A 22,821-nucleotide genomic window follows, 5' to 3' on the forward strand; every position below is an offset into this window, starting at 1 on the left:
ACAGGCTAACCCGCGGTAGACAGATGCGCCAAGGTATCTCGATGTCGAGATACATAGGAAAAAGAGTAAGCTGGTCGTAGCCACTAACTAAGGAGCAAAGCTTGTCCAAGATCAAGGTAGAAGGCACCGTCGTCGAACTCGACGGCGACGAAATGACGCGCATTATTTGGCACCGGATCAAGGAAACCCTGATCCACCCCTACGTTGACGTCAACCTCGAGTACTACGACCTCGGCATTGAAAGCCGCGACGCAACCGACGACCAGATCACCATTGATGCGGCTCACGCCATCCAAAAGCACGGTGTTGGCGTCAAGTGCGCAACCATTACCCCCGACGAAGCCCGTGTTGAAGAATTCGGCCTCAAGAAGATGTGGCGCAGCCCTAACGGCACCATCCGCAACATCCTCGGTGGCGTTATCTTCCGCGAGCCCATCATCATCTCGAATATCCCGCGCCTCGTGCCGGGCTGGAACAAGCCGATCATCATCGGCCGTCACGCCTTCGGCGACCAGTACCGTGCCACCGACTTCCGCTTCAAGGGCAAGGGAAAGCTGACCGTTGAGTTCGCTCCCGAAGATGGTTCCGAGCCGATGAAGTTTGAGGTTTATGACTCCCCGGGCGATGGAATCGCGCAGGTTCAGTACAACCTCGATGACTCGATCATTGACTTCGCTCGTGCCAGCCTCAACTACGGCCTCACGCGCAACTACCCCGTGTACCTCTCGACGAAGAACACGATCCTCAAGGCCTACGACGGTCGATTCAAGGACATCTTCGAGGAGATCTTCCAGAACGAGTTCAAGGACAAGTTCGAAGCAGCCGGCCTCACCTACGAGCACCGCCTCATCGACGACATGGTCGCATCGGCCATGAAGTGGGAGGGCGGCTACGTCTGGGCCTGCAAGAACTACGACGGCGACGTTCAGTCCGACACCGTAGCTCAGGGCTTCGGCTCGCTCGGCCTCATGACCTCCGTTCTGGCCACGCCAGACGGAAAGGTCGTTGAAGCCGAGGCAGCTCACGGCACCGTGACCCGTCACTACCGCCAGCACCAGCAGGGCAAGCCCACCTCCACGAACCCAATCGCGTCGATCTACGCATGGACCCGTGGACTGGCTCACCGTGGTGTGCTCGACAACAACCAGGAACTCGTCGACTTCGCGTCGACCCTGGAAGACGTCGTCATCAAGAGCGTTGAGGCCGGTCACATGACCAAGGACCTCGCACTGCTCGTCGGACCGGACCAGAAGTGGGAAACCACCGAAGAGTTCCTCGACACGCTCGACAAGAACCTCGCAACACGACTTGCGTAAGTAGCACTTCGCATTCCTGACGACTGGCTTATCGCCAGCACGTTGTGAGAAGGGCCCGGAAGCTTCGGCTTCCGGGCCCTTTTGCGTGCCCGGCGCTCGTCGTTGTTGCCGACATTCTGCGCGTTCTCACCCAACACTCGGCAAGCATTCGGCAAGCGTTGAGGATTGCTCCCTAGCGTCGGAGCGCAGCATAACTGCGAACCGTCGACGAATTGGAGACACCATGTCATTTCAGACCCAAGCAACAACAGGCCAGCTCGACACCATCCGGTCGATCATGAAAAAGACCCGGATCGCGATGCTCACGAGCGTCTCCGCAGACGGCGCGCTGCACAGCCACCCCATGACCGTGCAGGAGGCAGAATTCGATGGCGATTGCTGGTTCTTGGCCTCCGCCGAGTCCGACACCGTGAATCAGTTGCTGGCGCATCCTCAGGTCAACCTGGCCTATGCGGGTTCGTCCGAGTGGCTATCGCTGTCGGGCTCTGCCGAAATTATTCGGGATGTGGCGAAGAAGAAAGAACTCTGGAACTCGTTCACTGATGTGTGGTTCGAAGACGGGGCCGAAGATCCTTCGGTGGTGCTGATTCACGTCAAGGCCGACTCGGCACAGTACTGGGAGAGCGCAGGCAAAGTTGCGACTCTCGTTAGCGTTGTCGCTGCGAAGGTAACCGGGGATGAGCCTCACACCGGGTCGTCCGAATCGGTCACGATCTAGTTCTCCAACAACACACGCTGAGAGGGACGAGGCTCTGATGAAACGACTGCCAGTATTGCGAAATGTTGACCGTCTAGAGGAAGCGGCCGCGCTCGATCCCGCTGTTGAGAAGACGCGGGCCGTCGTGGATGCAGTTCTTCGCCCGCGGTGGTTGCGAGACCTGCTGCATGGCGTTCCGCTGGGTCACCCGGTGCATCCGCTCGGTGTCCACGTTCCTCTGGGCGCGTGGATCTCGGCGGGCGTGCTGGACGCCCTGCCCGGTACCGAGAAGGCGTCACGGGCACTCGTCGGAGTCGGGGTGCTTGGCGCGAGCGGAACAGCGGTCGCCGGCTTCGCGGACTGGTCGAAGCTCGACGAAAAGCAGCAGCGCGTCGGCTTCGTGCATGCCGCGGTCAACATGGTGGCGACGGGATTCTTCGCGGCATCCTTCGTGCAGCGCTCCCGCGGAAAGCACACGAGCGGCAAGGTACTGAGCTATGCCGGGCTCGCGATCGCGTCGGGCGGCGGCTATCTAGGTGGACACCTGACCTACCGGCAAGCAGCGGGTGTCAGTCATGCTCCCGACGTGGAGGCGTCCTTCCCCAGCGGGTGGCAGCAGCTCGCTCCGCTCACCGAGCTTGCGGATGGCTCACTCGACAAGCGCGTTGTCGCCGATACCGAGGTGGTGGTCTTCCGTCGCGGAGACCGCGTCTCCGTACTCTCGAACACGTGCAGCCACCTCGGAGCCGAACTCCATGACGGGTACGTCGTCGGCGATGACTCCACCCCGGGCGGAGCGTGTGTGGAATGCCCGTGGCACCAGAGTGCGTTTCCGCTCGACACGGGGGAAGTCATCCACGGGCCAGCGACGAGTCCACAGCCGCGCTTCGAGAGCCGAGTCGTGGATGGCACGGTGGAGATTCGGTTGCCGCGCTAGTCGAAACGCAACCCCTCGGGGCGCGAGCCGCGGAGGGCGAGCACGAGCACAATGAGGGCGCCAGGCGGGACGAGCGCGAGAAATGCCCACCCTCCCGAAAGGTTCGAATCGTGGAGGCGCCGCACGGCAATGGCGATGCCGGGAATTGCTGTGAGCAACACCCAGCCTCCCGCAATGAAGGAGAGAAACACGAGGGCGGGAGAAATGGCTGTGGTGGCGCCGCTCCAGCTTGCAATGGTGAGAGTCGGGTAGACCAGTGAGCCGAACGGGCCGACGGTGAGTTCGGTCACCATGGGGCGGCCCGCGATCAGTAGCGGCGCGACGACCTCCAGCGCGGTAATTACGGCGATATTCACGAGCATCCACCACCAGTACTCGCTGCGACTGGCGCGACCGCGCATCCTGAACGATCGATCGAAGAATCGCTGCATCGCACCGCGCATCGACGCACCGAGGAGCGGTGCGCTCGAAGGCTCCATCGTGGGTGCTGCTGTGGCGGTGAAGGTCATGCCCACATCATAGATGAGCGAATTTCGTTTCGTAACTCTAGGGCGACGGTTTTTTCTCGGAGGAGCCCGGCAAGGTGGGAGCCGGGTTGCCCGAGGTAGCGGCCATCTGCGTCGCATGCTCGAGGAGCACGTGCTTGAGTTCGGCCACCTGCTTCGTGAGATCCGTGACCTCGCGACGCGTCGCGACATGCGAGAGCTCGTCTTGAGCCGCAACTCGTTCCACGATCCACGAGGCCAGGGTTGCCGTAACAACACCAAGGAGGGCGATTCCGGCCATCATCACGCCAGCGGCGATCACTCGACCTAGCGTCGTAGCGGGATAGATGTCGCCGTAGCCGACGGTCGTGATCGTGACGAAGGCCCACCAAATACCATCGCCGAGACTGGTGATCTGAGTGCTGTCGGCGTTGCGTTCGGTATCCAAAATGGCGAGCCCGGCGACAAAGACGAGCAAGAGCGATGACCCGACCGCGTAGGTGAGCACGCCACCGCGCACGGCGGTTCCCGCCCGTCGTTGCAGCACGCTCAGCAGAGTGACCAAACGCAGGAGGCGCAGCGGGCGCAACATGGGCAGCACGACGACCATGAGGTCGAACAGGTGCTTTCTGAACCAAAACCAGCGGTGCTCAGCCAAAATGAGGTTCACGAGGTAGTCGGCCACGAACACCACCCAGGTGACAGCGATGATGACCTCGGCCACCAGCATGGCGGTACCGGAGAGATTGGCGATAACCTCCCACGCGTAGGCGATAAGAAAAATGATGGCAGCAACGGTCAAGGGAATGTCCATGATCTGTTTCCAGCGCCGTTGAGTCATGCTGTCGAGCCTACCGACCCCGTTCAGGAGCGCGGCTAAGGGGAGCCTGTGCTGGCTGGCCGGATACCGCGAACGAGAGTAGAACGAAGGTATGGCTACATTTCTTTCCGTCACGTTGCGCTCGGCTGTGCGTCGCTATCCGCTCGTCGCTCTGACGGTTGTCGTCGGCGTGGTGGGCCTCGCGCTGAACTGGACTCCGGCATCCGCAGTCGTTCCCTGGCTGCTGTCGATCTATTCGCTCGGCGTTGCCGTGCGTGAGGCCGTGTCGATGGTGCGCAAACTGCTGCAGCACCAGTTCGGGCTCGACGTGCTGGCGGTGACGGCGATCGTGGCGACGGTAGTTGTTGGCGAATACTGGGCGAGCATCGTCATTGTGCTGATGCTCACCGGTGGTGAAGCGCTCGAAGACTTTGCGGCCGGTCGCGCCAAGCGCGAACTGAACGCCTTGCTAGATCGGGTTCCTCAAACAGCTCATCAGCTGACGGCCGCCGGCGACATTGTTGATGTGCCGGCCACAGAGGTTGCAGTGGGTGATCGCCTCGTCGTGCGCCCTTCGGAGATTGTGCCGGTGGATGCGGTGCTGGTGTCTGCCACGACCGCAGTCGATGAGTCGTCGCTCACGGGCGAAAGCATGCCGGTCGAGAAAGTCACCGGAGACCTGCTGTTGAGCGGTTCGGTGAACGGGCCAGAAGCTGTCACGGTGCAGGCGAGCGCGCGAGCATCCGACAGCCAATACCAACGGATTGTTGAGCTCGTCACCGAAGCGGCGGAGAGCAAAGCACCCATCGTGCGTCTGGCTGATCGCTACGCGGTGCCGTTCACGCTCGTCTCGATTGGCCTGGCTGCTATCGCCTGGTGGATCTCGGGTGACCCTGTGCGGTTCGCCGAAGTGCTTGTGGTGGCAACACCGTGTCCGCTGTTAATCGCAGCCCCGGTGGCGTTCATGGCCGGGATGTCGAGCGCGTCTACCTATGGCGTCGTGGTGAAAAACGCTGGCACCCTCGAAGTGCTGGCCCGTGCGAAAACGGTCGTGTTCGACAAGACAGGCACGCTCACGAGCGGTCGTCCCGTTGTCGTCGACGTGCGGCCTGAGGGCGCGGTGACCACCGACGAATTGCTGGCCCTCGTGGCAGCAGCAGAACAATATTCTTCCCACGTGCTTGCGGCATCCCTCGTGGAGGCAGCGAAGCAATGCTCTCTCGCGCTCCCCGAAGTATCGGATGCCCGCGAAGTCGCCACCCACGGTGTGCAGGCTCGCGTAGGAGGCAAGCTCGTCACCGTGGGTAAGCCTGCATTCGTGGCCGAGCAGGCTCCCACACTCACTCGAATCGATCTCGCAAGCGGCGAAGCTGCTGTCTACGTGGGCATCGATGATCAGTACGCTGGTGCGATTGTGCTGCGCGATGCGGTGCGGCCCGAAGCGGCACGCACCCTGACAGGACTGCGCGAACTGGGCATCCAGAAAACTTTAATGCTCACGGGGGATGTGGAGCAGACGGCGCGCAAGGTGGCCGACGAACTCCACATCAGTGAGGTTCACGCGGAGTGCCTGCCCGAAGACAAGGTGCGACTCGTGCACGCCACTGCTCCGCACCCGGTCGTAATGGTGGGCGACGGCGTGAACGATGCGCCCGTATTGGGAGCTGCCGATGTCGGCATCGCGATGGGCGCCAAGGGCTCGACGGCGGCGAGCGAATCGGCTGACGTGGTGATTCTCGTCGATGATCTCTACCGCGTCGTGTCGGCGGTGCAAGTCAGTCAGCGCACTGTGCAAATCGCCTTGCAAAGCATTTGGATCGGTATCGCCATCAGCGTGGGGCTCATGCTCTTTGCGATGACGGGAGCGCTGCCTGCAGTCGTCGGCGCCGGGCTTCAAGAAGTTGTTGACCTCGTCGCGATTCTCAATGCGTTGCGGGCACTGAGTCTCAAGCGTCGCGTGCGTGTCTCGTCGAGTTCGAACGCGGCTGGCGTGCAACTGCCGAGCTAGTACCCCGAGAAGTAGTCGGTGTGGATGCGGCGGGCCCCGTTAGCGCGCAGTGTCGCCTTGAGGTCGTTCACGAGGGAGGGCGGGCCCGAGAGGTACGCGCGGCGGTCGGCCAAGTCGGGCACGAGCGCGGAGAGGGCGTCGCCGTTCATCCGCCCCTCGCTGCCGAGCACCCAGCCTTCGGGAAGTGACTCGACCGGCTGCGGCCCGAACACAATGACGCGCACGCCGGCCTCCACAAAGAGTCCGGAGAACGGCAACGTTTCGGTGCTGGAGGTCGCGTAGATGAGCACGATATCGCGTTCGTCATCGTGCAGGTGAGAGTGTGCGACCTGGCTGGCGAAGGGCGTGACACCGATACCGCCGGCCACGAGCAACAACGGTTCGGTGGTCTTTCGAGGGAGTACGAAGTCGCCCCAGATGCCGGTGGCATTGACGTCGGCTCCGCGCGGCAGTGCGAGGAGGGCTGCTTTGAAACTGCTCGACTTCTCGGGCGCCGTGAACGTGATCGACAGGGTCGCCCCCGCCGAGGGTGCAGACGAGATCGTGAAGTAGCGACGTGCTCCCCGCAGGTCGGGCGAAGGGTGCGGCAACGAGAGCTCAATGTATTGACCCGCCCGGAACGCGAGAGTGCGGTGCGGGGCAAAAGTGAGCTCCCACGTGCCGGGAGCTATCTCTTCGGTTTCGGTGAGCGTCATCCGGATGGTGCGGCGCTGAGTGAACGCGAAGGCGACCAGATTGCCTAGGAGCAGTGCCAGCAGCGGGTCGCTGTAGAGGGTCCCAATCGAGAATGGGATGGCGAAGAGCAGGGCGACGAGCGCGGCGACGCTGAGGCGTTGCCAGCGTCGCGGCGGTAGCGTAAGCGGTTCGCTGAGCATGAAGCCGACGAAGAAGATCAGTTGCGAGGAGGTGAACGTGACGGCGATCGCTTCGGCAATATCGCCACCATTGGCAAGCGTGAGGGCGATGCGGATGCTGGCCGCGAGCACCACAAAGGTCAGCCCCAAATCGAGGCGTTGAGTGCGATACAGAATAAGGAACGCCGCGATGATGATGAGGGGCTGCAGCCACGGGGTGCCGATCCACCACGTGGGGAATCCGATCGGAACCCAGTAGAAAACGTAGGCCCCGAGGGCTGCGGGATTGAAAATATGGCGCCCGCGGAATGCGATCAGAAATTTGGATGCCGCCGCAACGGTCGAGGCAAGTGCGATCGACAGCAGCCCGTCGAGTTGCAGGCTCGGTGCCATGATGAAGAAGACGAGCAACCCGGTGATGAGCGACGATTCGAGGTGCGCGCGCTGCCGCACGATGCGCGCGCCGAGCCAGCTGGCCGCAGAGCTAAACACGACGGCGATCGGCAGACTGGCAAGCAACGCAAAGGGATCAGCAGCGATGAGATCGAAGAACGCGAGTGCAATCGACGCTACCGCGAGAACGGCGAGAGACCCGAGCACAAGGGTGTACATCGGCACGGCACCGAGGGTGCGATCAAGCCAGCGCTTCATAAAAATAATTCTCCCGTGAAGTCAGCCGAGTGCTCTACTTGGCCGGTGGACAGCATCCGCACCCACTGACAATCGAACTCCTCCGCGAGCGATGCGGGGTCGGCAAAAAAGAGTGCGGTGGCAAGGCCGTCGGCTTCGAGCGCGGTTGGGGCGATCGCCCAGGTGGCGATGATGCGGTCGGTGGGGAGGCCCGTGCGGGCATCCAAAATGTGGTGCAGCCCAGCCCAGGCGCGTCGGTTAGGAGCTGACGCACAAATCGCCTCATTGCTCACGGTCACCACTCCGATGGCTTTGCTGGTGTTGAGCGGATGCTCCAGCGCGACCCGCAGTTCACCGTCGCCGCGGTGCAGCAGGTCTCCGCTCGCATCCACCGTGGCGGAGTGGACTCCGTGCTCGGCGAGCACCTCGGCCACAAGATCGACGAGGTAGCCCTTGCCTGCAGCGCCGACGTCGAGCACGGCGGGGGTGAGGGTGGTGAGTTCGCTGCCGTTCCAGCTGATCGCTTCGTGCCAGTCGGGCACGCGCGTGCGGGTCGCGGTGGGCTGCAACGAGTAGGTGCGGTCGTAGCCGAGCTCTTCCAGAGCACGGCCCACGAGCGGGCTCATGGCGCCGGCGGTCGCATCGTAGAGGCGGCGGTAAAGCTCGAACAGTGGGGGAGCATCCGGCGGAAAAGGATAGCTGCCGGGGGTGCGGGCGATTCGGCTGACGAGGGAGTCGTCACGAAATCGCGAGTAGGTGCGGTCGAATTGCTCGATGCGGCGCTGAATCGCGGCGAACACCTCAGGGTCGAGGGGATCGGCGGTGTCAATCTGCCAGGGCGCACCAATGGCATCGAACTGTTTACTCGGCGAGGGCATCCGCCTTGATGGCGTCGACGGCGTTGTTGAAGCCGCCGCTTGTGAGCGACGAGCCGGCTACTTTGTCCACCGAAAGTTCGTCGATGTTCTTGCCGACAACTTCGGCGGCGATTCCGTTGATGAATTCGCCTTGGAACTGCTTCGAGCTGGGGTTGTCTCCGTTGCCGACGACGGTGACGTCGGTGATGACATTACTCTCGAGCGTGAGCGTCACGTCAACTTGTTCTTGGCCGTCGGGGGAGGTGTAGTTGCCCGACTCCGTGTAGGTTCCGTCGGTGTACTCGGCACCGGTCGCGGTGGCATCGGGAACAGTGGTTTCAGCCGAACCGACATCCGCAGTGGTTGCCGTGCTTGAGCAAGCGGAGAGTGCACCCACGAGGGTGACACCGGCAAAGAGGGCAACGGCGGTCTTGTTGTCGGTGAGGCTGCGCATGGGGCTCCCAGAGGTAGGCGAGTGTTCAGTATGCCCGAGCAATCCTGACGGGAAGCTGGAATTTTACGGTGTCAATCGCCTTATTCGGATCCGGGTTCGGTGTCATCGAATTCTGGAGCGGCATCGATGGCCTGCTCCAGTTCGTCGACAAGGAGCGAATGGGGCGCGATGATTCCTCCCCGGTAGCCGGCGCGAGCAATCATGTGGGCCGATACCGGAGCGGTGATCATTTGGAAAATGAGCAAGAAGATCAGCAGGAGAATTGTGGAGAGTTGACGTTCTTGCAGGGCGATGGCCAACAGCACGAACGCCAAGCCCAGAATCTGGGGTTTGGTTGTCGCGTGTAGACGTGCAATCGCATCCGGAAAACGGAGAAGGCCAACACCAGCGGCGACCGAGAGGAACCCGCCGAGCAAAAGAAATACGCCGGTAAGGATGTCGAGGATTGAGTCGAGAATCATGAGTTGGTTCTCCTCGAGACATAGCGCGCCACCACAACGGAACCGAGGAATGCAGTGCTCGCGAGCACGAGCATCGCTGGCAGGCTTCGCGTGTGACCGTTGTAGACCATCTCCGCTCCCAGCGCGCAAATGATCGTCGTGAGCAGCATGTCAGAGGCGATCATACGGTCAAGGATGGAGGGGCCGCGGATGATGCGGTAGAGCGCCAGAAGGCCTGCGATGAGCAGCATCACACCGACGGCAAGAAACACCCAATCGCTCATCGTGTGGCCTCCGTCTCATGAATGCGGGCAAGATCATCTTTCGACCCGATGGCACGAACGATGCGCGCTTCCACGACGAGCACCTTGGCGCGCATCGCTTCGACAGCGGCGGCCGTGGTGGTGTCAAAGGTGTGGAAGTAGAGGATGGCGCGTTCCCGATCCACTTCGACGACGATTGATCCGGGAACCAGCGACATCGCAATCGCGTCGAGCGTCATGACGAAATCTGAGCGAGTGCGCAGCTGAACGGCAATGACGGATGATGTGGGGATCGGTCGAGGGTTCAGCGCTTGGAAGGCGACGGTGAAGGAGGCTACCGTGACGTCGGCGATGAAGTGGGCGATAAACACGAGCGAGTACCAGAGGTTCAGGCGGCCCGAAATGTCGGCAGGGGGCAGATAGAGCACTCGGGTCACGGCGATCGCCACAAAAAATCCGGTCAGGATGTTCAGCCACGAGAACTGGCCCCAGAGCACACCCCAGAGCACCACGAGCCCGAGCAGCAGCGGCAGCTGCTTCCAGACGCGGCCGCGAACTTCGGTGCGCGAGACCTTGCGTGCACTCGCTGATTCAGAGGCGGTCGCAGTCGTTGGCGCCGCTACGGAGGCGGGCTGGTCGTCCTGAGGACTCATTCGAGGCCTCCCGGGAACACAGTATTGACGTAATAGGCGGGGCCATTGATGTTCTCACCGGCATTAGCGCTGAGGTCGAAGAGCGGGGTCGCGAAGACGGTGAGCGCGATGCTCACCGTCACCATCGCGACGGTGGCGCCGACCATGATTCGAGGCGTGGTGCGCACTGACTCAACGACGGGGGAGCTTCCGGTTTCTGCCCGCATCGCCAACGGGTTTTCGTAGTCGGCCACCTCTTCGGCGTCGCGCCAGAAGATCATGCTCCAGGCACGAGCGAGGGCATAGAGAGTGAGCAGCGACACGGCCGCTCCGCAGCCGATCAGTACCCACGCGAGCACGGACCCGTTGTTGGCTCCGGCCTCAAACAGTGCCAACTTTCCGAGGAAACCGGAGAACGGCGGGATGCCGCCGAGGTTCAACAGGGGGATGAAGAACAGCACCGCAATCAACGGACTGGTCTTGAGCATCCCGCCCAGCTTGTTGATGCCGGTCGTGCCACCTTGACGTTCCACCAGCCCGGTGGCCAAGAAGAGAGTGGTTTGAACGGTGATGTGGTGAACGATGTAGAACGTGGCCGCGGCGAGGCCGGCCGCCGTGTCGATGCCGATACCGAACAGCATGTAGCCGATGTGGCTGATGAGCGTAAAGGACAACAGTCGCTTGATATCGGACTGCGCGACGGCTCCCAAGATTCCAATCACCATCGTGAGCGCCGCCACAATGAGCAGCACGGTATTGAGCTGGCCATCCGGGAAGATGATCATCTCGGTGCGGATGATGGCGTACACGCCGACTTTGGTGAGCAGGCCGGCGAAGACTGCCGTGACGGGGGCTGGCGCCATCGGGTAGGAGTCGGGCAGCCAGAACGACAGTGGGAACACTGCGGCCTTGATGCCGAACCCAATCAGCAACATGACGTGGAGAATCAACTGGATGTCGGCGGGCAACTCCGCAAGTCTCACGGTGAGCTGCGCGATGTTCACCGTGCCGGTCGCACCGTAAATCATGGCGATGGCGGCGAGGAAGATGGCGGAGGAGACCAGGCTCACGACGATGTACACGGTGCCGGCACGAATGCGGGGTTTGGTGCCGCCCACAGTGATCAGCACGTAGCTTGCGACGAGAAGAATCTCGAAACTGACATACAGGTTGAAGAGGTCACCCGCGACGAAGGCGTTGAAGACTCCGGTCGCCAAAATGAGGTAGGTCGGATAGTAGATCGAGACGGGAGTCTCGCGGTCGCCATCGGCGAGGCCCTGGCCCACCGAGAACACGAGAACGGCCAGCAGCACTGCGGCGGAGACGACGATCATGAGGGCAGAGAGCCGGTCGACCACGAGCACGATGCCGTAGGGGGCAGGCCAGCCTCCGACTTCAACGGCAATCGCGCCATTGGTGTTGACGGCCACGAGCAAGGCGGCACCGATCAGGAGAACGGCGCTGAGCACGCTCACGGCAATGAGCGTTTGAACGCGGGGACGGTTGGCTTGGGTGAGAGCTGCTGCTGCGCCGAGCAATGGCAGGAGAACGACAAGAGTGGTTAGTGCGCTCATGCGCCTGCCTCCTTCTCGTCGATTTCTCGCTGTCTGCGTTCGGCCGCCAGGCTCTCTTGCTCCTCGCGTTCCTCCTGCTTTTCGAGGTCGAGGGCGGTGGAGATGGCCGCTGCGGCTCGAGTGCCGAATTCGGTGTCGTCACCGTCAACGGCACGATCGGTGGTCACCGAACTTCTCCGGCTGCCCATTGCGAGGTCTTCTGAATCGTCGTAGACCACATCAGCATTGGCTAGGCGCCACGACCGGTAGATAAGAGCGAGCAGGAATGCGGAGACTCCGAAGGTAATCACGATGGCGGTCAGGATGAACGCCTGCGGCAGCGGATCGGCTGTGGCATCCTCTTCGCCGAAGAACGCTGCAGCTCCGGAAGGCCCCGAGACGATAAGGATCAGCAAGTTGGTGGCATTACCCACGAGCAGGAAGCCCAACAAGACGCGCGTCATGCTGCGCTCGAGAAGCAGGTAAACACCTACCGAGTAGAGCACGACCATGATGACGACGAGGGTGAGAGAGGCGTTCATATGGTGCTTCCGCTCTCGAGAGATTCAGAGGACTCTTCGCGCTGGCGATCGATCTCGGCGCCGAGGCTGCGCAGAACATCCAGCACCATTCCGATGACGACGAGGTAGACCCCGATGTCGAAAATGGTGGAGGTAGAGAACTCAAGGTGGCCGAGCACGGGAATCGTGGTTTCGAAGAATGTGGAGGTAAGAGCATCCGCGCCGAGGAAGAGTGGCACGGTGGCGGTTCCCGCCGCGAGCACGAGCCCGACGCCCAGGATGCGCCCCGCATCGAACGGCGCTGCTGCGCCGAGCTCGTAGCGTCCACCGGCGAGGTATCGACCGGCGAGCGCGAGTCCCGCCACGAGACCGGCGGCGAACCCGCCTCCCGGCAAATTGTGGCCAGCGAACAAGAGGTAGATCGACAGCACGATCAGGGGGTGGAAGAGCAGGCGAATAACAACTTCGAGGAGAATCGACCGGTTTTCGGGAGCCAACTTGCGGCCCGCGAGTAGCCACGCGGTGCGAGTCGACGGGTCTTGAACACCGGGCAGGTACTCGGAGGACACGATTTCGCGTGATGGCTTGAGTCGAGCGCGGATCGTGCCGCGGGCACGGGTTTCGGAGACACGGGGCAGGTTGTCGGTGCGGCTGCGCAAGAACACCAGACTGGCGACGCCGGTCGCGGCAGCCACGATCACCGAGAGTTCTCCGAGCGTGTCCCAACCGCGGATGTCGACGAGCACGACGTTAACCACGTTGCGGCCGTGACCGATCTCGTACGCGAGTTCAGGCAGCGACACGGAGATGGGATCTGCACTTCGGGCGCCAAGCGCGACGATGGCGACGATGCCCATAAGGAGGCCGACGGAGAGGCCAACGGCAGCACGCAATACGCGTCGCGAACTGCCGTGCGCTTTGCCCAAGCGAGCAGGCAGCCGTCGCAGCACCAGCACGAAGGCAATCAGGGTGACGGTCTCAACCAACACTTGAGTGAGCGCGATATCGGGAGCGCCGTGGAATGCGAATAACGCGGCCATGCCATACCCCACGACTCCCACGAGCACAGCGGCTTGGAACCGCTTCTGGGCGCCGAGTAGGGCGAGGGCGGCAACGATCATGACGGTGCCGATGGCGAGTTGCCCTGGGCTGTCGAAGAGTCGGATGGAATCGGGCCACGTGCGATTCAGCGCCAGCGTGCTGCCTACCGAGCCGACCATCACGAGCAGGATGACGGTGAGATAGAACGGCAGCGAACCTCGCTGCGTAGTCGCTGTCACTCGCAAGGCAATACGGTCGAGCGTGCGCAGGCCGGAGCGGTACAGCTTGTTCGAGTCGACTAACGAGGGCACTCGGGACTGGAGACTGAAGACCTGGGTGCGTGCCCAGAAGAGTGCGAGGCCGCCGAGCAACGTGGCGGCCGAGATAAAGAAGGCGGCGTCGAAGCCATGCCAGAGCTTGAGGGAATACTCGTAGCCTTCTGAGGCGAACTGCTGCGAATAGCCTTCGAGCACGGTTCCGATGGTGCCGAAGAGCGGGGCAAGAACGAGACCGGTGAGCGCGAGAATTGCCGGCGACGACAGGAACCAGACATTCTCATGCAGCGGCCGCACTGTCTCGACTCCGTCTTTACGAGCGAAGGCACCCCAGAGGAAACGTGCGCTGTAGGCCACAGTGAGGGTAGATCCCACGGCGACTCCGATAACCGCGATCCATCCCAGCGCCGATCCCGCGCTCGCGCTTTCAAGGAAGCTGGCAAGAACAGCTTCCTTGGCGACGAACCCGGCGGTGAAGGGGATACCGGCCATTGACACTGCGGCGATGATCGCGACCGTGGCGAGGAACGGGGCTTCGCGGCCAAGCCCGCTCAACTTGGTGAGGTCGCGTGTTCCCACACGGTGGTCAATGAGTCCGACGACCATGAACAGCGCCGCCTTGAAGAGAGCGTGAGCAAGAAGCAGCGCAACTCCAGCGAGAGCCGCGGTGCGAGTGCCAAAACTCACGACCGTCAGCAAGAACCCGAGCTGACTGACGGTGCCATAGGCAAGCAAAAGTTTGAGGTCGACCTGGGTGAGCGCGCGCCATCCGCCCACCAACATCGTGAAGACTCCCAAGCCGAGGAGCAGCGGCTGCCACCCCGGGGTTTCAGCGAACCCAGGTGCCAGGCGAGCGATGAGATAGATGCCGGCCTGCACCATCGCGGCCGCGTGCAGATAGGCGCTCACCGGAGTGGGCGCGGCCATCGCCGAGGGCAGCCAAAACTGGAACGGAACGATTGCTGACTTGCTGAGCGCGCCCACGAGAATCAGCATGATCGCGATGGTGACCGCGGTTCCCTCGGGGGCAAGGTCGACGAGCCGCGCCAGGCTGGCAGTGCCGGTGCGTTCGGCCAGCATGACGAGCCCGACCAACATCACGAGCCCACCGGCGGTTGTGACGATGAGGGCCTGCATCGCAGCGATGCGGCTCGCGAGCCGACCGGTGTTATGGCCAATAAGGAGGAAGGAGAACACCGTCGTGGCTTCCCACAGGATGAAGAGCAAGTAGACGTTGTCGGCGATCACGAGCCCGTACATGGTGCCGGTGAAGGCGAGGAAGACGGCCGCGAAACGACCGAGCCCTTCTTCGGTGGCCGCGAAATACTTGATGCAGTAGAGCATCACGAGCGTGCCGACGCCGGTGACGACGAGGGCAAGCAGCCACGAGAGGGTGTCGACCCGAAAGCTGAGATCGAGGTGCAGCTGGGAGATCCATGGAATGGTCTCCGTTGGCGGAGTATCCGCGAGAACGGCGGGAGTCTGCAGCAGAGTGTAGATAAATGCCGCTGCGGGAATGATGGCCGTGATGAAGAAAACACGAACACCAACTCGGCGGGTGAGCGCAGGGATCACCAGGGAAACGAGCGCGAACGCACCGAGCAGCACTATCACGGGGCTCTCCGCTTCGAGCTGGGGCTGGAACCGTGCGGATTCAGTGCAGTTCTCCCTTAGAGTGCTCGATCTGGTGATCGAGTGCTGCAGTACAGCCGGGGCGAGTGGCGTTGCAGCAGAGTGGCGAGATGGTCGGTGTCTTCGTCTCGAACATTCTACCGGACGAATATCTGGACGGGTGATGAAGGTGACGACGCGAGTGCTGCGCTCATTCGCAGAGACCACTTCGACAATCCTCCCGCGATCGCATCGGGTAGCTCTAAGGTCGATGGCATGGCTGAGGTAGTAATCGTTGATGACAAACACGCGGCGGGCGAAGTCGCTGCAGACCTCATCGAGGCACTCGTGCGCCGCACCCCGGATGCCGTCCTCGGCCTAGCAACCGGGTCGACGCCCTTAACAACGTGGGCTGCGCTCGCGGCTCGCGCCCTCGATCTTTCCGCTGTGCGGGGTTTTGCGCTCGATGAGTATGTCGGATTGCCTGCGGGGCATCCCGAGAGCTACCGCTCGGTGATCACGCGCGAAGTGGTTGAACCGCTCGGATTAACACCGGAGCTCGTGCAGGTGCCTGCCGAGAGTGGCCCCATCGAGACCGCGGGTGACGACTACGAGCGCGCGATCGTCGCGGCGGGTGGCGTCGACCTGCAAATTCTCGGAATTGGTTCGACGGGCCACATCGGCTTCAACGAACCCGGATCCTCGTTCGCCTCACTCACCCGCGTCAAGACCCTCACTCAGCAGACGCGACTCGACAATGCGCGCTTCTTCGATTCACCCGACGATGTGCCCAAGCACTGCATCACGCAGGGGCTCGGCACCATCCAGCGTGCGGGGCACCTCGTCTTGCTCGCGTTTGGCGAAGCAAAGGCCGCGGCGCTCGCGGGGGCGGTCGAGGGGCCGGTGACCGCGAGCCTGCCGGGATCGGCGATTCAGTTGCACGCCACCGTCACGGTGATTGTGGACGAGGCTGCGGCATCCGAGCTGAAGTACGCCGACTACTACCGCTACTCCTGGGAGAACCGCCTCGACTGGGAACGGCTGCGCTAAAGCTCCCGGCTTCGCCAGCGGCGATGCCTCGTGTCGGTACTCCGTGCCATCGTTAGCTCATGACGAACTATGTGGCGCTGCTTCGCGGAATCAACGTGGGCGGCTCGAATGTGATCAGCATGGCGGCGCTGAAGGAGTGCTTCGCCGATGCCGGTTTCGGTGACGTCCGCACCTACATTCAGAGCGGCAACGTCGTGTTCGCCTCAGACGCGTCGGGCAGCGCCGAGCTTGAAGTCGAAATTGAGCGGATGCTGCGCGAGCGCTTCGGCGCAGACGTCCTCGCTGTCGTGCGCTCCGGCGACGAATTCGCGGCCACCGTTGCGGCGGCCCCGAGCGATCACGGTTCCGCGGAGCTGCTGAGCGATGTGCTCTTTCTCAAACGTCCTCTCACCGCAGCGGAAGCACTCACCCTCGTGCCCGAACTCAACGAACAGGTTGACTCTGTCTCAGCAGGCCCAGACGCGCTCTACTTCTCACGCACCGTCGTCGACTCGGCGAGATCGCGCATCGACCGCCTGCGCGCTAATCGCCTCTCGAAGCGGATGACGGTGCGCAATTGGCGCACGACGCTGAAGCTGCGCGACTTGCTCGACGGGGACTAGCGGAAGATGATCGTGCGCGCCCCGTCGAGCAGCACACGGTCTTCGGCGAACCACTTCACGGCTTGCGTGAGCGTGCGGCTTTCTTCGTCTTGACCGATCGATCTGAGTTCGCTTGACGTGCTGGCGTGGTCGACGCGCACCACGTTTTGCTCGATGATTGGGCCCTCGTCGAGGTCGCTCGTCACAAAATGAGCGGTGGCGCCGATGAGCTTCACACCGCGAGCGTGCGCCTGCTTGTAGGGGTTCGCGCCCTTGAAGCCGGGCAAGAAAGAGTGGTGGATGTTGATGATCTTGCCGCTCAACTGCTCGCACAGTTCGGGGGAGAGGATCTGCATGTAGCGGGCCAGCACCACAAGTTCGATGTCGTGCTCTTCGACAACCTCGAGGATGCGTTCTTCGAAGGCCAGCTTCTGGCCGGGCGTCGTGACAGCGTGCGACTCGAACGGCACCTCATAGAACTCGGCGAGCGAGCCCAAATCGGGGTGGTTACTCATGATCAGCGGCAGGTCGATCGGCAGCTGGCCAGCGCGCTGGCGGTAGAGAAGGTCGTTGACGCAGTGTCCGGCCTTGGATGCGAGTACGAGCGTGCGCAGCGGGCGCCCCACCACGTCGAGTTGCCATTCCATCGCGTACCGCTCGGTCACGGGGGCGAGGGCTTTCTCGAAAACCTCGCGCGGAGCATCCGACTGCACCTGCAAGCGCATAAAGAAGCGCCCGGTGTCTCCGCTGGAGAACTGCTGCGATTCGGTGATGTTGCCGCCGGCCTCAACAATGGCGCCACTGATGGCGTGAACGATGCCGGGCTTGTCATCACAAGTGAGGGTTACGATCCAATGCGTTGAGGTAGTCACTGATTTAGCGTACCGGTGCTGGCGGTAGAGTTAGTCAAACATGAGCACGTCACGCACTTCTTCGCCCGCCTCCTCTCAGGCATTTCCGTGGGCAGGCCTCTTCACTCTCTCTGCACTGATCTTCACTTCGGTCACGAGCGAATGGTTACCCACCGGATTGCTGCCCGAAATCGCCGCCGAGCTCTCTGTCTCGGAGTCGCAGGTGGGCTTGCTCATCACGATCTTCGCCGCGACTGTTGTGATCTCCACGGCTCCGCTCGCCGCTCTCACGCGCAACCAGCCCCGCAAGAAGCTCGTCATCATCGTGCTGATTGTCTTTGTGATTGGTAACTTGCTCGCCGCTGTGGCACCCAACTATGCGGTGCTCGTGATCGCCCGCATTATCGGTGGGCTGTCGCACGGACTGTTCTGGGCCGTGGTCGGCGCCTACTCGGCGCACCTCGTTCCGCCGCACCAGGTTGGCCGCGCCGTTGCCGTCACGAGCGCGGGTGCGACCGCCGCCTTCGTGCTCGGAGTGCCCGTCGGTACCGCTCTCGGTCACGCCCTCGGCTGGCGCTTGGCCTTCGTCGTGATTGCGATCATCATCGCGGCGCTCACGATTATGGTTGTGCGCATTTTGCCGCCCGTCGATCACCAGCAGCCCCTCGCCACGGGCGAAATCTCGATCCCGCTACGCAAAGACCGGTCGGTTCCCGGCGTCATCTACGTCTGCATCTTGGTGGCGCTCGTGATGCTCGGCCACAACCTCTTCTATACCTACATCGTTCCGTACCTGATTGGCCCGGCCGGAATCGACACCGGCGCCGTCGCTGGGGTTCTCCTGCTCTTCGGTGCCGCCGGCGCCCTCGGTCTCGCGCTTGCCGGTCTCTTGGTCGACCGCTTCCCGCGCAGCATCATCCCCGTCACGGTTGCCCTCGTCGCGATCTGCGCCGCGCTGCTCGGCCTATTCCCCGCCGAGCCCGCCATCATGTTCACCGTCATCATTGTCTGGGGAACGGCCTTCGGCGGTGTTCCCGCCATGATGCAAACACGACTCTTGCAGCTGGCCTCACCGCGCATGCGCGATGTCGGCTCGGCCTACCTCACGACCTCGTTCAACATCGGTATCGGCGGTGGAGCGCTCGTGGGCGGCATCCTGCTCGACAACCACGGGGTTATCTCGTTGCCCTACGTTGACGCCGGCATTCTGGGCGTTGCGGTGGTCTTTGCGATCATCGGTGGCGAGCTACTCAGACGGCGAGGCGCGAAGGCTGCGGCAATTCGCGACCAGCAGCCCACACCGCCCGCACCCTAAGGTCGGCATCGAGTAGCACGGCGTCGGCGGCAAATCCGGGAGCAAGCGACCCGAGGTCGCCTTCGCGCCCTATTGCCCGGGCAGGAATAGCGGTGGCCGCGGCAACAGCCTGCGGCAGGCTCAAGCTCACATCGGTCACCGCGCGACGTACCGCGGCATCCATGGTGAGAGTGGAACCGGCAATAGCGCCGTTATCGCTCAAGCGGGCAACGCCGTCGGTCACCGTGACATCGAGCGAGCCGAGTAGATAATGTCCGTCGCCGGCGCAGGTTGCCGCCATCGCATCAGTAACCAGCGCGATGCGGCCGGGGGCCGAAGCGAACAACATTTTTACGACATCAGGATGCACGTGCACGCCGTCGTTGATGACCTCGAGCGTGACGCCCGGAGAGTGAAAGGCTGCAGCCACCGGGCCGGGAGCTCGGTGGTGGATCTCACGCATGGCATTGAACGCGTGGGTCAAGATGCTCGCGCCAGCCTCAAACGCGGATCGGGTCTCGGCGTAGGTGGCGGCAGTGTGGCCAATCGCTACGCGTACATCGGCGGCGACGAATTGGGCGACAGCCTCAGCGCCGCCGGGGAGTTCTGGGGCCAACGTGATCTGGCGAAGCGTTCCATCGGCGGCGGTCAGCAGCTGCTCGATCTCGGTCGCCGTAGGAGTGCGAAGCGCGGCCGGATTGTGTGCACCACGGAACCCCTGATCGATAAACGGACCTTCGAGGTGGCTGCCCAATACGAGGGGATCCCGGTGGGTGAGCTCAGCAACCTCGCCCAGCCGCTCGACAAGACGTTCGTGGCCATCGCTAATGAGCGAAAGAACAGAGCGGGTGGTTCCGTGGCTGCGGTGGGCGGCAAGCGCCGTCGTGATGGCGTCTATTCCGTCATCGAACGAGACACCGTCGGCGCCGTGACAGTGGATGTCGATAAAGCCGGGAGTAAGAAAATCGCCGTTGGCGTCGGTGACGAGGGTGGCGGCATCCGCTTGCTCACGCCAGGAGTCACCGGTGCCCGTTGCGCCAATGCTGTCGCCCGTGAACCCTACCCACGCGTTATCGCGCTGCACACCGTCGCTCACGAGCGTTGCGGAGTGGATGATGCGGGTAAACATGGGGTCCATTCGGGGGAGTGAGAGCGCTCTGGCGCGGTTCCTGAGCGGCGTCGATGTAGTCCAAAGTCTGACAGAAATAGGGGGTATTTCAAGGCTCAGTTAGACCACTTGAAGGACAGACTTCTTTCCTACCGCGCGGAAAGATGGCACACACTGACTGCTTGCGTTGAGCGTTCACCCGGTATCTTGGAAGTATCCACCCCGTCGCAAGGAGATCATCTGTGTCAACGTTCCTCTCGCCTCTCTCTGAGGTAGACCCTGAGATCGCTGCGGTGCTCGCTCAAGAGCTCGACCGTCAGCGCAACACTCTCGAGATGATCGCGAGTGAGAACTTCGTTCCGCGCGCCGTTCTTGAGGCACAGGGTTCGGTTCTCACCAACAAGTACGCCGAGGGTTACCCGGGGCGTCGCTACTACGGCGGCTGCGAATTTGTGGATATTGCTGAGAAGCTCGCCATCGATCGCGCCAAGAGCCTCTTCGGTTCCGCGTTCGCTAACGTTCAGCCCCACTCGGGTGCGTCGGCAAACGCCGCCGTTCTGTCGGCTATCGCTAAGCCCGGCGACCGCATCCTCGGCCTTTCGCTCGATCACGGTGGGCACCTCACGCACGGTATGCGTTTGAACTTCTCCGGCAAGCTTTACGAAGCTCACGCTTACGGCGTGAACGAAGAGACCGGCGTTCTTGATATGGCGGATGTTCGTGCCAAGGCCATTGAGGTTCAGCCGCAGGTCATCATCGCTGGGTGGTCGGCTTACTCGCGTCAGCTCGACTTTGCTGAGTTCCGTTCGATCGCCGATGAAGTTGGAGCAGTGCTCTGGGTTGATATGGCGCACTTCGCTGGACTCGTTGCCGCTGGTCTGCACCCGAACCCCGTTCCTTTTGCGGATGTAGTGTCCTCGACTGTTCACAAGACCATTGGTGGACCGCGCTCGGGCTTCATCCTCACGAACAACGTTGATATCGCCAAGAAGATCAACTCCAACGTGTTCCCCGGCCAGCAGGGCGGACCGCTCATGCATGTGATCGCCGCCAAGGCGACCGCCTTCATGCTGGCAGCATCCGATGATTTCAAGGATCGCCAGGAGCGCACCCTTCGTGGCGCCAAGCTTCTTGCTGAGCGTCTCGTTCAAGACGACATGACTGAGCTCGGCATTGATGTGCTCACGGGAGGCACCGACGTGCACCTCGTGCTCGTCGACCTGCGCAAGTCAGAACTCAATGGTCAAGAAGCCGAAGACCTGCTGCACTCGGTTGACATCACCGTCAACCGCAACGCTGTTCCTGCCGACCCGCGCCCGCCGATGGTGACCTCGGGTCTCCGCATCGGAACGCCGGCATTAGCAACCCGCGGATTCGGTGACGCCGAATTCACGGAGGTTGCCGACATCATCGCCGAAACTCTCAAGCCCGGTGCCGACATCACCGCGTTGCAGCTTCGTGCCCGCGCGCTCGCCGATGCCTTCCCGCTCTACGAAGGACTCGAGAGCCCCGGTAGCTGGGCCTAAGCAGCCATAGTCGGGGTCGAAAACGACCACCGTCAGAGAGCCCGCTTCCGTGTGAACACGGAGGCGGGCTCTTTAGCGTTTAATGGACAGGGCAGTTGTAGGTGGCCGATCAGCGTATGGGCCCGATTCGAACGGAAGACGATGACCGCAGTAAAGCTTGATGGTGTTGCCACAGCAACCGCAGTGAAGAATGAACTGCGCATTCGCGTTGACGCGCTCAAGGCTCGCGGCATCACTCCGGGCCTCGGCACCCTTCTCGTGGGTGACGACCCCGGAAGCCGTTCCTATGTCGCAGGCAAGCACCGCGACTGTGCCGAAGTGGGCATCGAATCTATTCGCGTCGATCTGCCGGCCACGGCATCCGCTGACGAAGTTCGGGATGCCATTGTGGCGTTGAACGAGAACCCTGCCGTCACCGGCTACATCATTCAGTTGCCGCTGCCCGCCGGTCTCGATGAGAACGCGATGCTCGAACTCATGGACCCCGCCAAGGATGCGGATGGCCTGCACCCCACCAACCTGGGTCGTCTCGTGCTTGGCGTGGGCACGAAGCTCGATTCGCCGCTGCCCTGCACCCCGGCCGGAATCGTCGAAATGCTGGAGCGCTACAACGTGCCCATCGCGGGCAAGCACGTTGTTGTTGTCGGCCGTGGCCTCACGGTCGGTCGCCCCATTGGCCTGCTCCTCACCCGCAAGGGACTGGATGCTACCGTCACTCTCACCCATTCCCGCACGACCCAGCTGGAGACTCACGTTCGCCAGGCGGACATCGTGGTTGCCGCCGTCGGCTCTGCTGGCCTTATTCGTCCCGAGTGGATCAAGCCCGGAGCAGCCGTTCTCGACGTCGGAATCACCCGCGTGATCGACGAAGAAACCGGCAAAGGCCGCCTCGTCGGAGATGTTGACCCTGGCGTTGCGGAAGTCGCTGGCTACCTCTCGCCCATGCCCGGTGGCGTTGGCCCGATGACTCGCGCGATGCTCGTGAAGAACGTCGTCGACGCGGCCGAACGGCTCTGA

The 22,821-nt window shown here is 62.4% G+C and carries 22 protein-coding genes; 9 read left to right on the forward strand and 13 right to left on the reverse strand.

What is annotated here, in order from left to right; translation table 11 throughout:
* Positions 1 to 101: 101 nt before the first annotated feature.
* From I6E74_RS04270 to I6E74_RS04280, 3 genes are all read left to right on the forward strand, one after another.
* Positions 102 to 1,316 (forward strand): NADP-dependent isocitrate dehydrogenase, encoded by a 1,215-nt coding sequence (locus I6E74_RS04270; RefSeq protein ID WP_197123245.1) that lies wholly within the window; start codon positions 102 to 104, stop codon positions 1,314 to 1,316.
* 223 nt (positions 1,317 to 1,539) lie between these two features.
* On the forward strand, positions 1,540 to 2,034 hold the full coding sequence (locus tag I6E74_RS04275; protein ID WP_197123247.1) for a pyridoxamine 5'-phosphate oxidase family protein: 495 nt from the start codon (positions 1,540 to 1,542) through the stop codon (positions 2,032 to 2,034).
* Positions 2,035 to 2,071: 37 nt separating this feature from the next.
* Positions 2,072 to 2,950: a Rieske 2Fe-2S domain-containing protein gene (locus I6E74_RS04280; protein ID WP_197123249.1), complete on the forward strand. Its 879-nt coding sequence runs from the start codon at positions 2,072 to 2,074 to the stop codon at positions 2,948 to 2,950.
* Here the strand turns inward: I6E74_RS04280 and I6E74_RS04285 are convergent.
* Entirely contained in the window at positions 2,947 to 3,459 is a 513-nt protein-coding gene (locus I6E74_RS04285; RefSeq protein ID WP_197123251.1) for a DUF805 domain-containing protein, read from the reverse strand. The two genes, I6E74_RS04280 and I6E74_RS04285, sit on opposite strands and share 4 nt — an antisense overlap.
* Before the next feature lie 37 nt (positions 3,460 to 3,496).
* The gene (locus I6E74_RS04290; protein WP_197123253.1) at positions 3,497 to 4,276 is read right to left on the reverse strand and encodes a potassium channel family protein; all 780 of its coding nucleotides are present in this window, start codon (positions 4,274 to 4,276) and stop codon (positions 3,497 to 3,499) included.
* Between the two features lie 91 nt (positions 4,277 to 4,367).
* Here I6E74_RS04290 and I6E74_RS04295 point away from each other — a divergent pair, with 91 nt between their 5' ends.
* Positions 4,368 to 6,263: a heavy metal translocating P-type ATPase gene (locus tag I6E74_RS04295; RefSeq protein WP_197123255.1), complete on the forward strand. Its 1,896-nt coding sequence runs from the start codon at positions 4,368 to 4,370 to the stop codon at positions 6,261 to 6,263.
* On the opposite strand, the gene I6E74_RS04300 is transcribed toward I6E74_RS04295, so the two are convergent.
* The 9 genes from I6E74_RS04300 to I6E74_RS04340 all read right to left on the reverse strand — a co-directional run bounded on the left by I6E74_RS04300 (position 6,260) and on the right by I6E74_RS04340 (position 15,397).
* Entirely contained in the window at positions 6,260 to 7,768 is a 1,509-nt protein-coding gene (locus I6E74_RS04300) for an oxidoreductase (protein ID WP_197123256.1), read from the reverse strand. The two genes, I6E74_RS04295 and I6E74_RS04300, sit on opposite strands and share 4 nt — an antisense overlap.
* Positions 7,765 to 8,625, reverse strand: coding sequence for an FAD:protein FMN transferase (locus tag I6E74_RS04305; protein ID WP_197123258.1), 861 nt, complete (start codon positions 8,623 to 8,625; stop codon positions 7,765 to 7,767). The genes I6E74_RS04300 and I6E74_RS04305 overlap by 4 nt, the downstream gene beginning before the upstream one ends.
* Entirely contained in the window at positions 8,609 to 9,058 is a 450-nt protein-coding gene (locus I6E74_RS04310; RefSeq protein WP_197123260.1) for an FMN-binding protein, read from the reverse strand. The genes I6E74_RS04305 and I6E74_RS04310 overlap by 17 nt, the downstream gene beginning before the upstream one ends.
* A gap of 80 nt (positions 9,059 to 9,138) precedes the next feature.
* Positions 9,139 to 9,519 carry a monovalent cation/H(+) antiporter subunit G gene (gene mnhG / locus I6E74_RS04315; protein ID WP_197123262.1) on the reverse strand — a complete coding sequence of 127 codons (381 nt, stop codon included), beginning with the start codon at positions 9,517 to 9,519 and terminating at the stop codon, positions 9,139 to 9,141.
* Positions 9,516 to 9,782 carry a monovalent cation/H+ antiporter complex subunit F gene (locus I6E74_RS04320; protein ID WP_197123264.1) on the reverse strand — a complete coding sequence of 89 codons (267 nt, stop codon included), beginning with the start codon at positions 9,780 to 9,782 and terminating at the stop codon, positions 9,516 to 9,518. Before I6E74_RS04320 ends, mnhG begins: the two co-directional genes overlap by 4 nt.
* A complete protein-coding gene (locus I6E74_RS04325) occupies positions 9,779 to 10,414 on the reverse strand; it encodes a Na+/H+ antiporter subunit E (RefSeq protein ID WP_197123266.1) in 636 nt (211 codons plus the stop codon). The genes I6E74_RS04320 and I6E74_RS04325 overlap by 4 nt, the downstream gene beginning before the upstream one ends.
* Positions 10,411 to 11,967, reverse strand: a complete 1,557-nt coding sequence (locus tag I6E74_RS04330; protein ID WP_197123267.1) for a Na+/H+ antiporter subunit D — start codon at positions 11,965 to 11,967, stop codon at positions 10,411 to 10,413. Before I6E74_RS04330 ends, I6E74_RS04325 begins: the two co-directional genes overlap by 4 nt.
* Positions 11,964 to 12,488, reverse strand: a complete 525-nt coding sequence (locus I6E74_RS04335) for a Na(+)/H(+) antiporter subunit C (protein WP_197123269.1) — start codon at positions 12,486 to 12,488, stop codon at positions 11,964 to 11,966. The genes I6E74_RS04330 and I6E74_RS04335 overlap by 4 nt, the downstream gene beginning before the upstream one ends.
* Positions 12,485 to 15,397, reverse strand: a complete 2,913-nt coding sequence (locus tag I6E74_RS04340; protein ID WP_197123271.1) for a Na+/H+ antiporter subunit A — start codon at positions 15,395 to 15,397, stop codon at positions 12,485 to 12,487. The genes I6E74_RS04335 and I6E74_RS04340 overlap by 4 nt, the downstream gene beginning before the upstream one ends.
* 273 nt (positions 15,398 to 15,670) lie before the next feature.
* Here I6E74_RS04340 and I6E74_RS04345 point away from each other — a divergent pair, with 273 nt between their 5' ends.
* A complete protein-coding gene (locus I6E74_RS04345; RefSeq protein WP_197123274.1) occupies positions 15,671 to 16,444 on the forward strand; it encodes a glucosamine-6-phosphate deaminase in 774 nt (257 codons plus the stop codon).
* 59 nt (positions 16,445 to 16,503) lie between these two features.
* Complete coding sequence (locus I6E74_RS04350; protein ID WP_197123276.1) at positions 16,504 to 17,046, forward strand: DUF1697 domain-containing protein; 543 nt, start codon at positions 16,504 to 16,506, stop codon at positions 17,044 to 17,046.
* Here the strand turns inward: I6E74_RS04350 and purU are convergent.
* Positions 17,043 to 17,897 (reverse strand): formyltetrahydrofolate deformylase, encoded by an 855-nt coding sequence (gene purU / locus I6E74_RS04355; protein ID WP_197123278.1) that lies wholly within the window; start codon positions 17,895 to 17,897, stop codon positions 17,043 to 17,045. The genes I6E74_RS04350 and purU overlap by 4 nt on opposite strands.
* 40 nt (positions 17,898 to 17,937) lie before the next feature.
* Here purU and I6E74_RS04360 point away from each other — a divergent pair, with 40 nt between their 5' ends.
* Positions 17,938 to 19,191, forward strand: coding sequence for an MFS transporter (locus I6E74_RS04360; protein ID WP_197123280.1), 1,254 nt, complete (start codon positions 17,938 to 17,940; stop codon positions 19,189 to 19,191).
* Here I6E74_RS04360 and nagA read toward each other — a convergent pair.
* On the reverse strand, positions 19,127 to 20,299 hold the full coding sequence (nagA, locus tag I6E74_RS04365; RefSeq protein WP_197123657.1) for an N-acetylglucosamine-6-phosphate deacetylase: 1,173 nt from the start codon (positions 20,297 to 20,299) through the stop codon (positions 19,127 to 19,129). The genes I6E74_RS04360 and nagA overlap by 65 nt on opposite strands.
* A 221-nt stretch (positions 20,300 to 20,520) precedes the next feature.
* Between nagA and glyA the strand changes: the two genes are divergently transcribed.
* Entirely contained in the window at positions 20,521 to 21,804 is a 1,284-nt protein-coding gene (gene glyA, locus I6E74_RS04370; protein WP_197123282.1) for a serine hydroxymethyltransferase, read from the forward strand.
* 141 nt (positions 21,805 to 21,945) lie between these two features.
* Entirely contained in the window at positions 21,946 to 22,821 is an 876-nt protein-coding gene (locus tag I6E74_RS04375) for a bifunctional methylenetetrahydrofolate dehydrogenase/methenyltetrahydrofolate cyclohydrolase (protein ID WP_197123284.1), read from the forward strand.

The organism is Salinibacterium sp. SWN139, assembly GCF_015864625.1.
Taxonomy (GTDB): Bacteria; Actinomycetota; Actinomycetes; order Actinomycetales; family Microbacteriaceae; genus Rhodoglobus.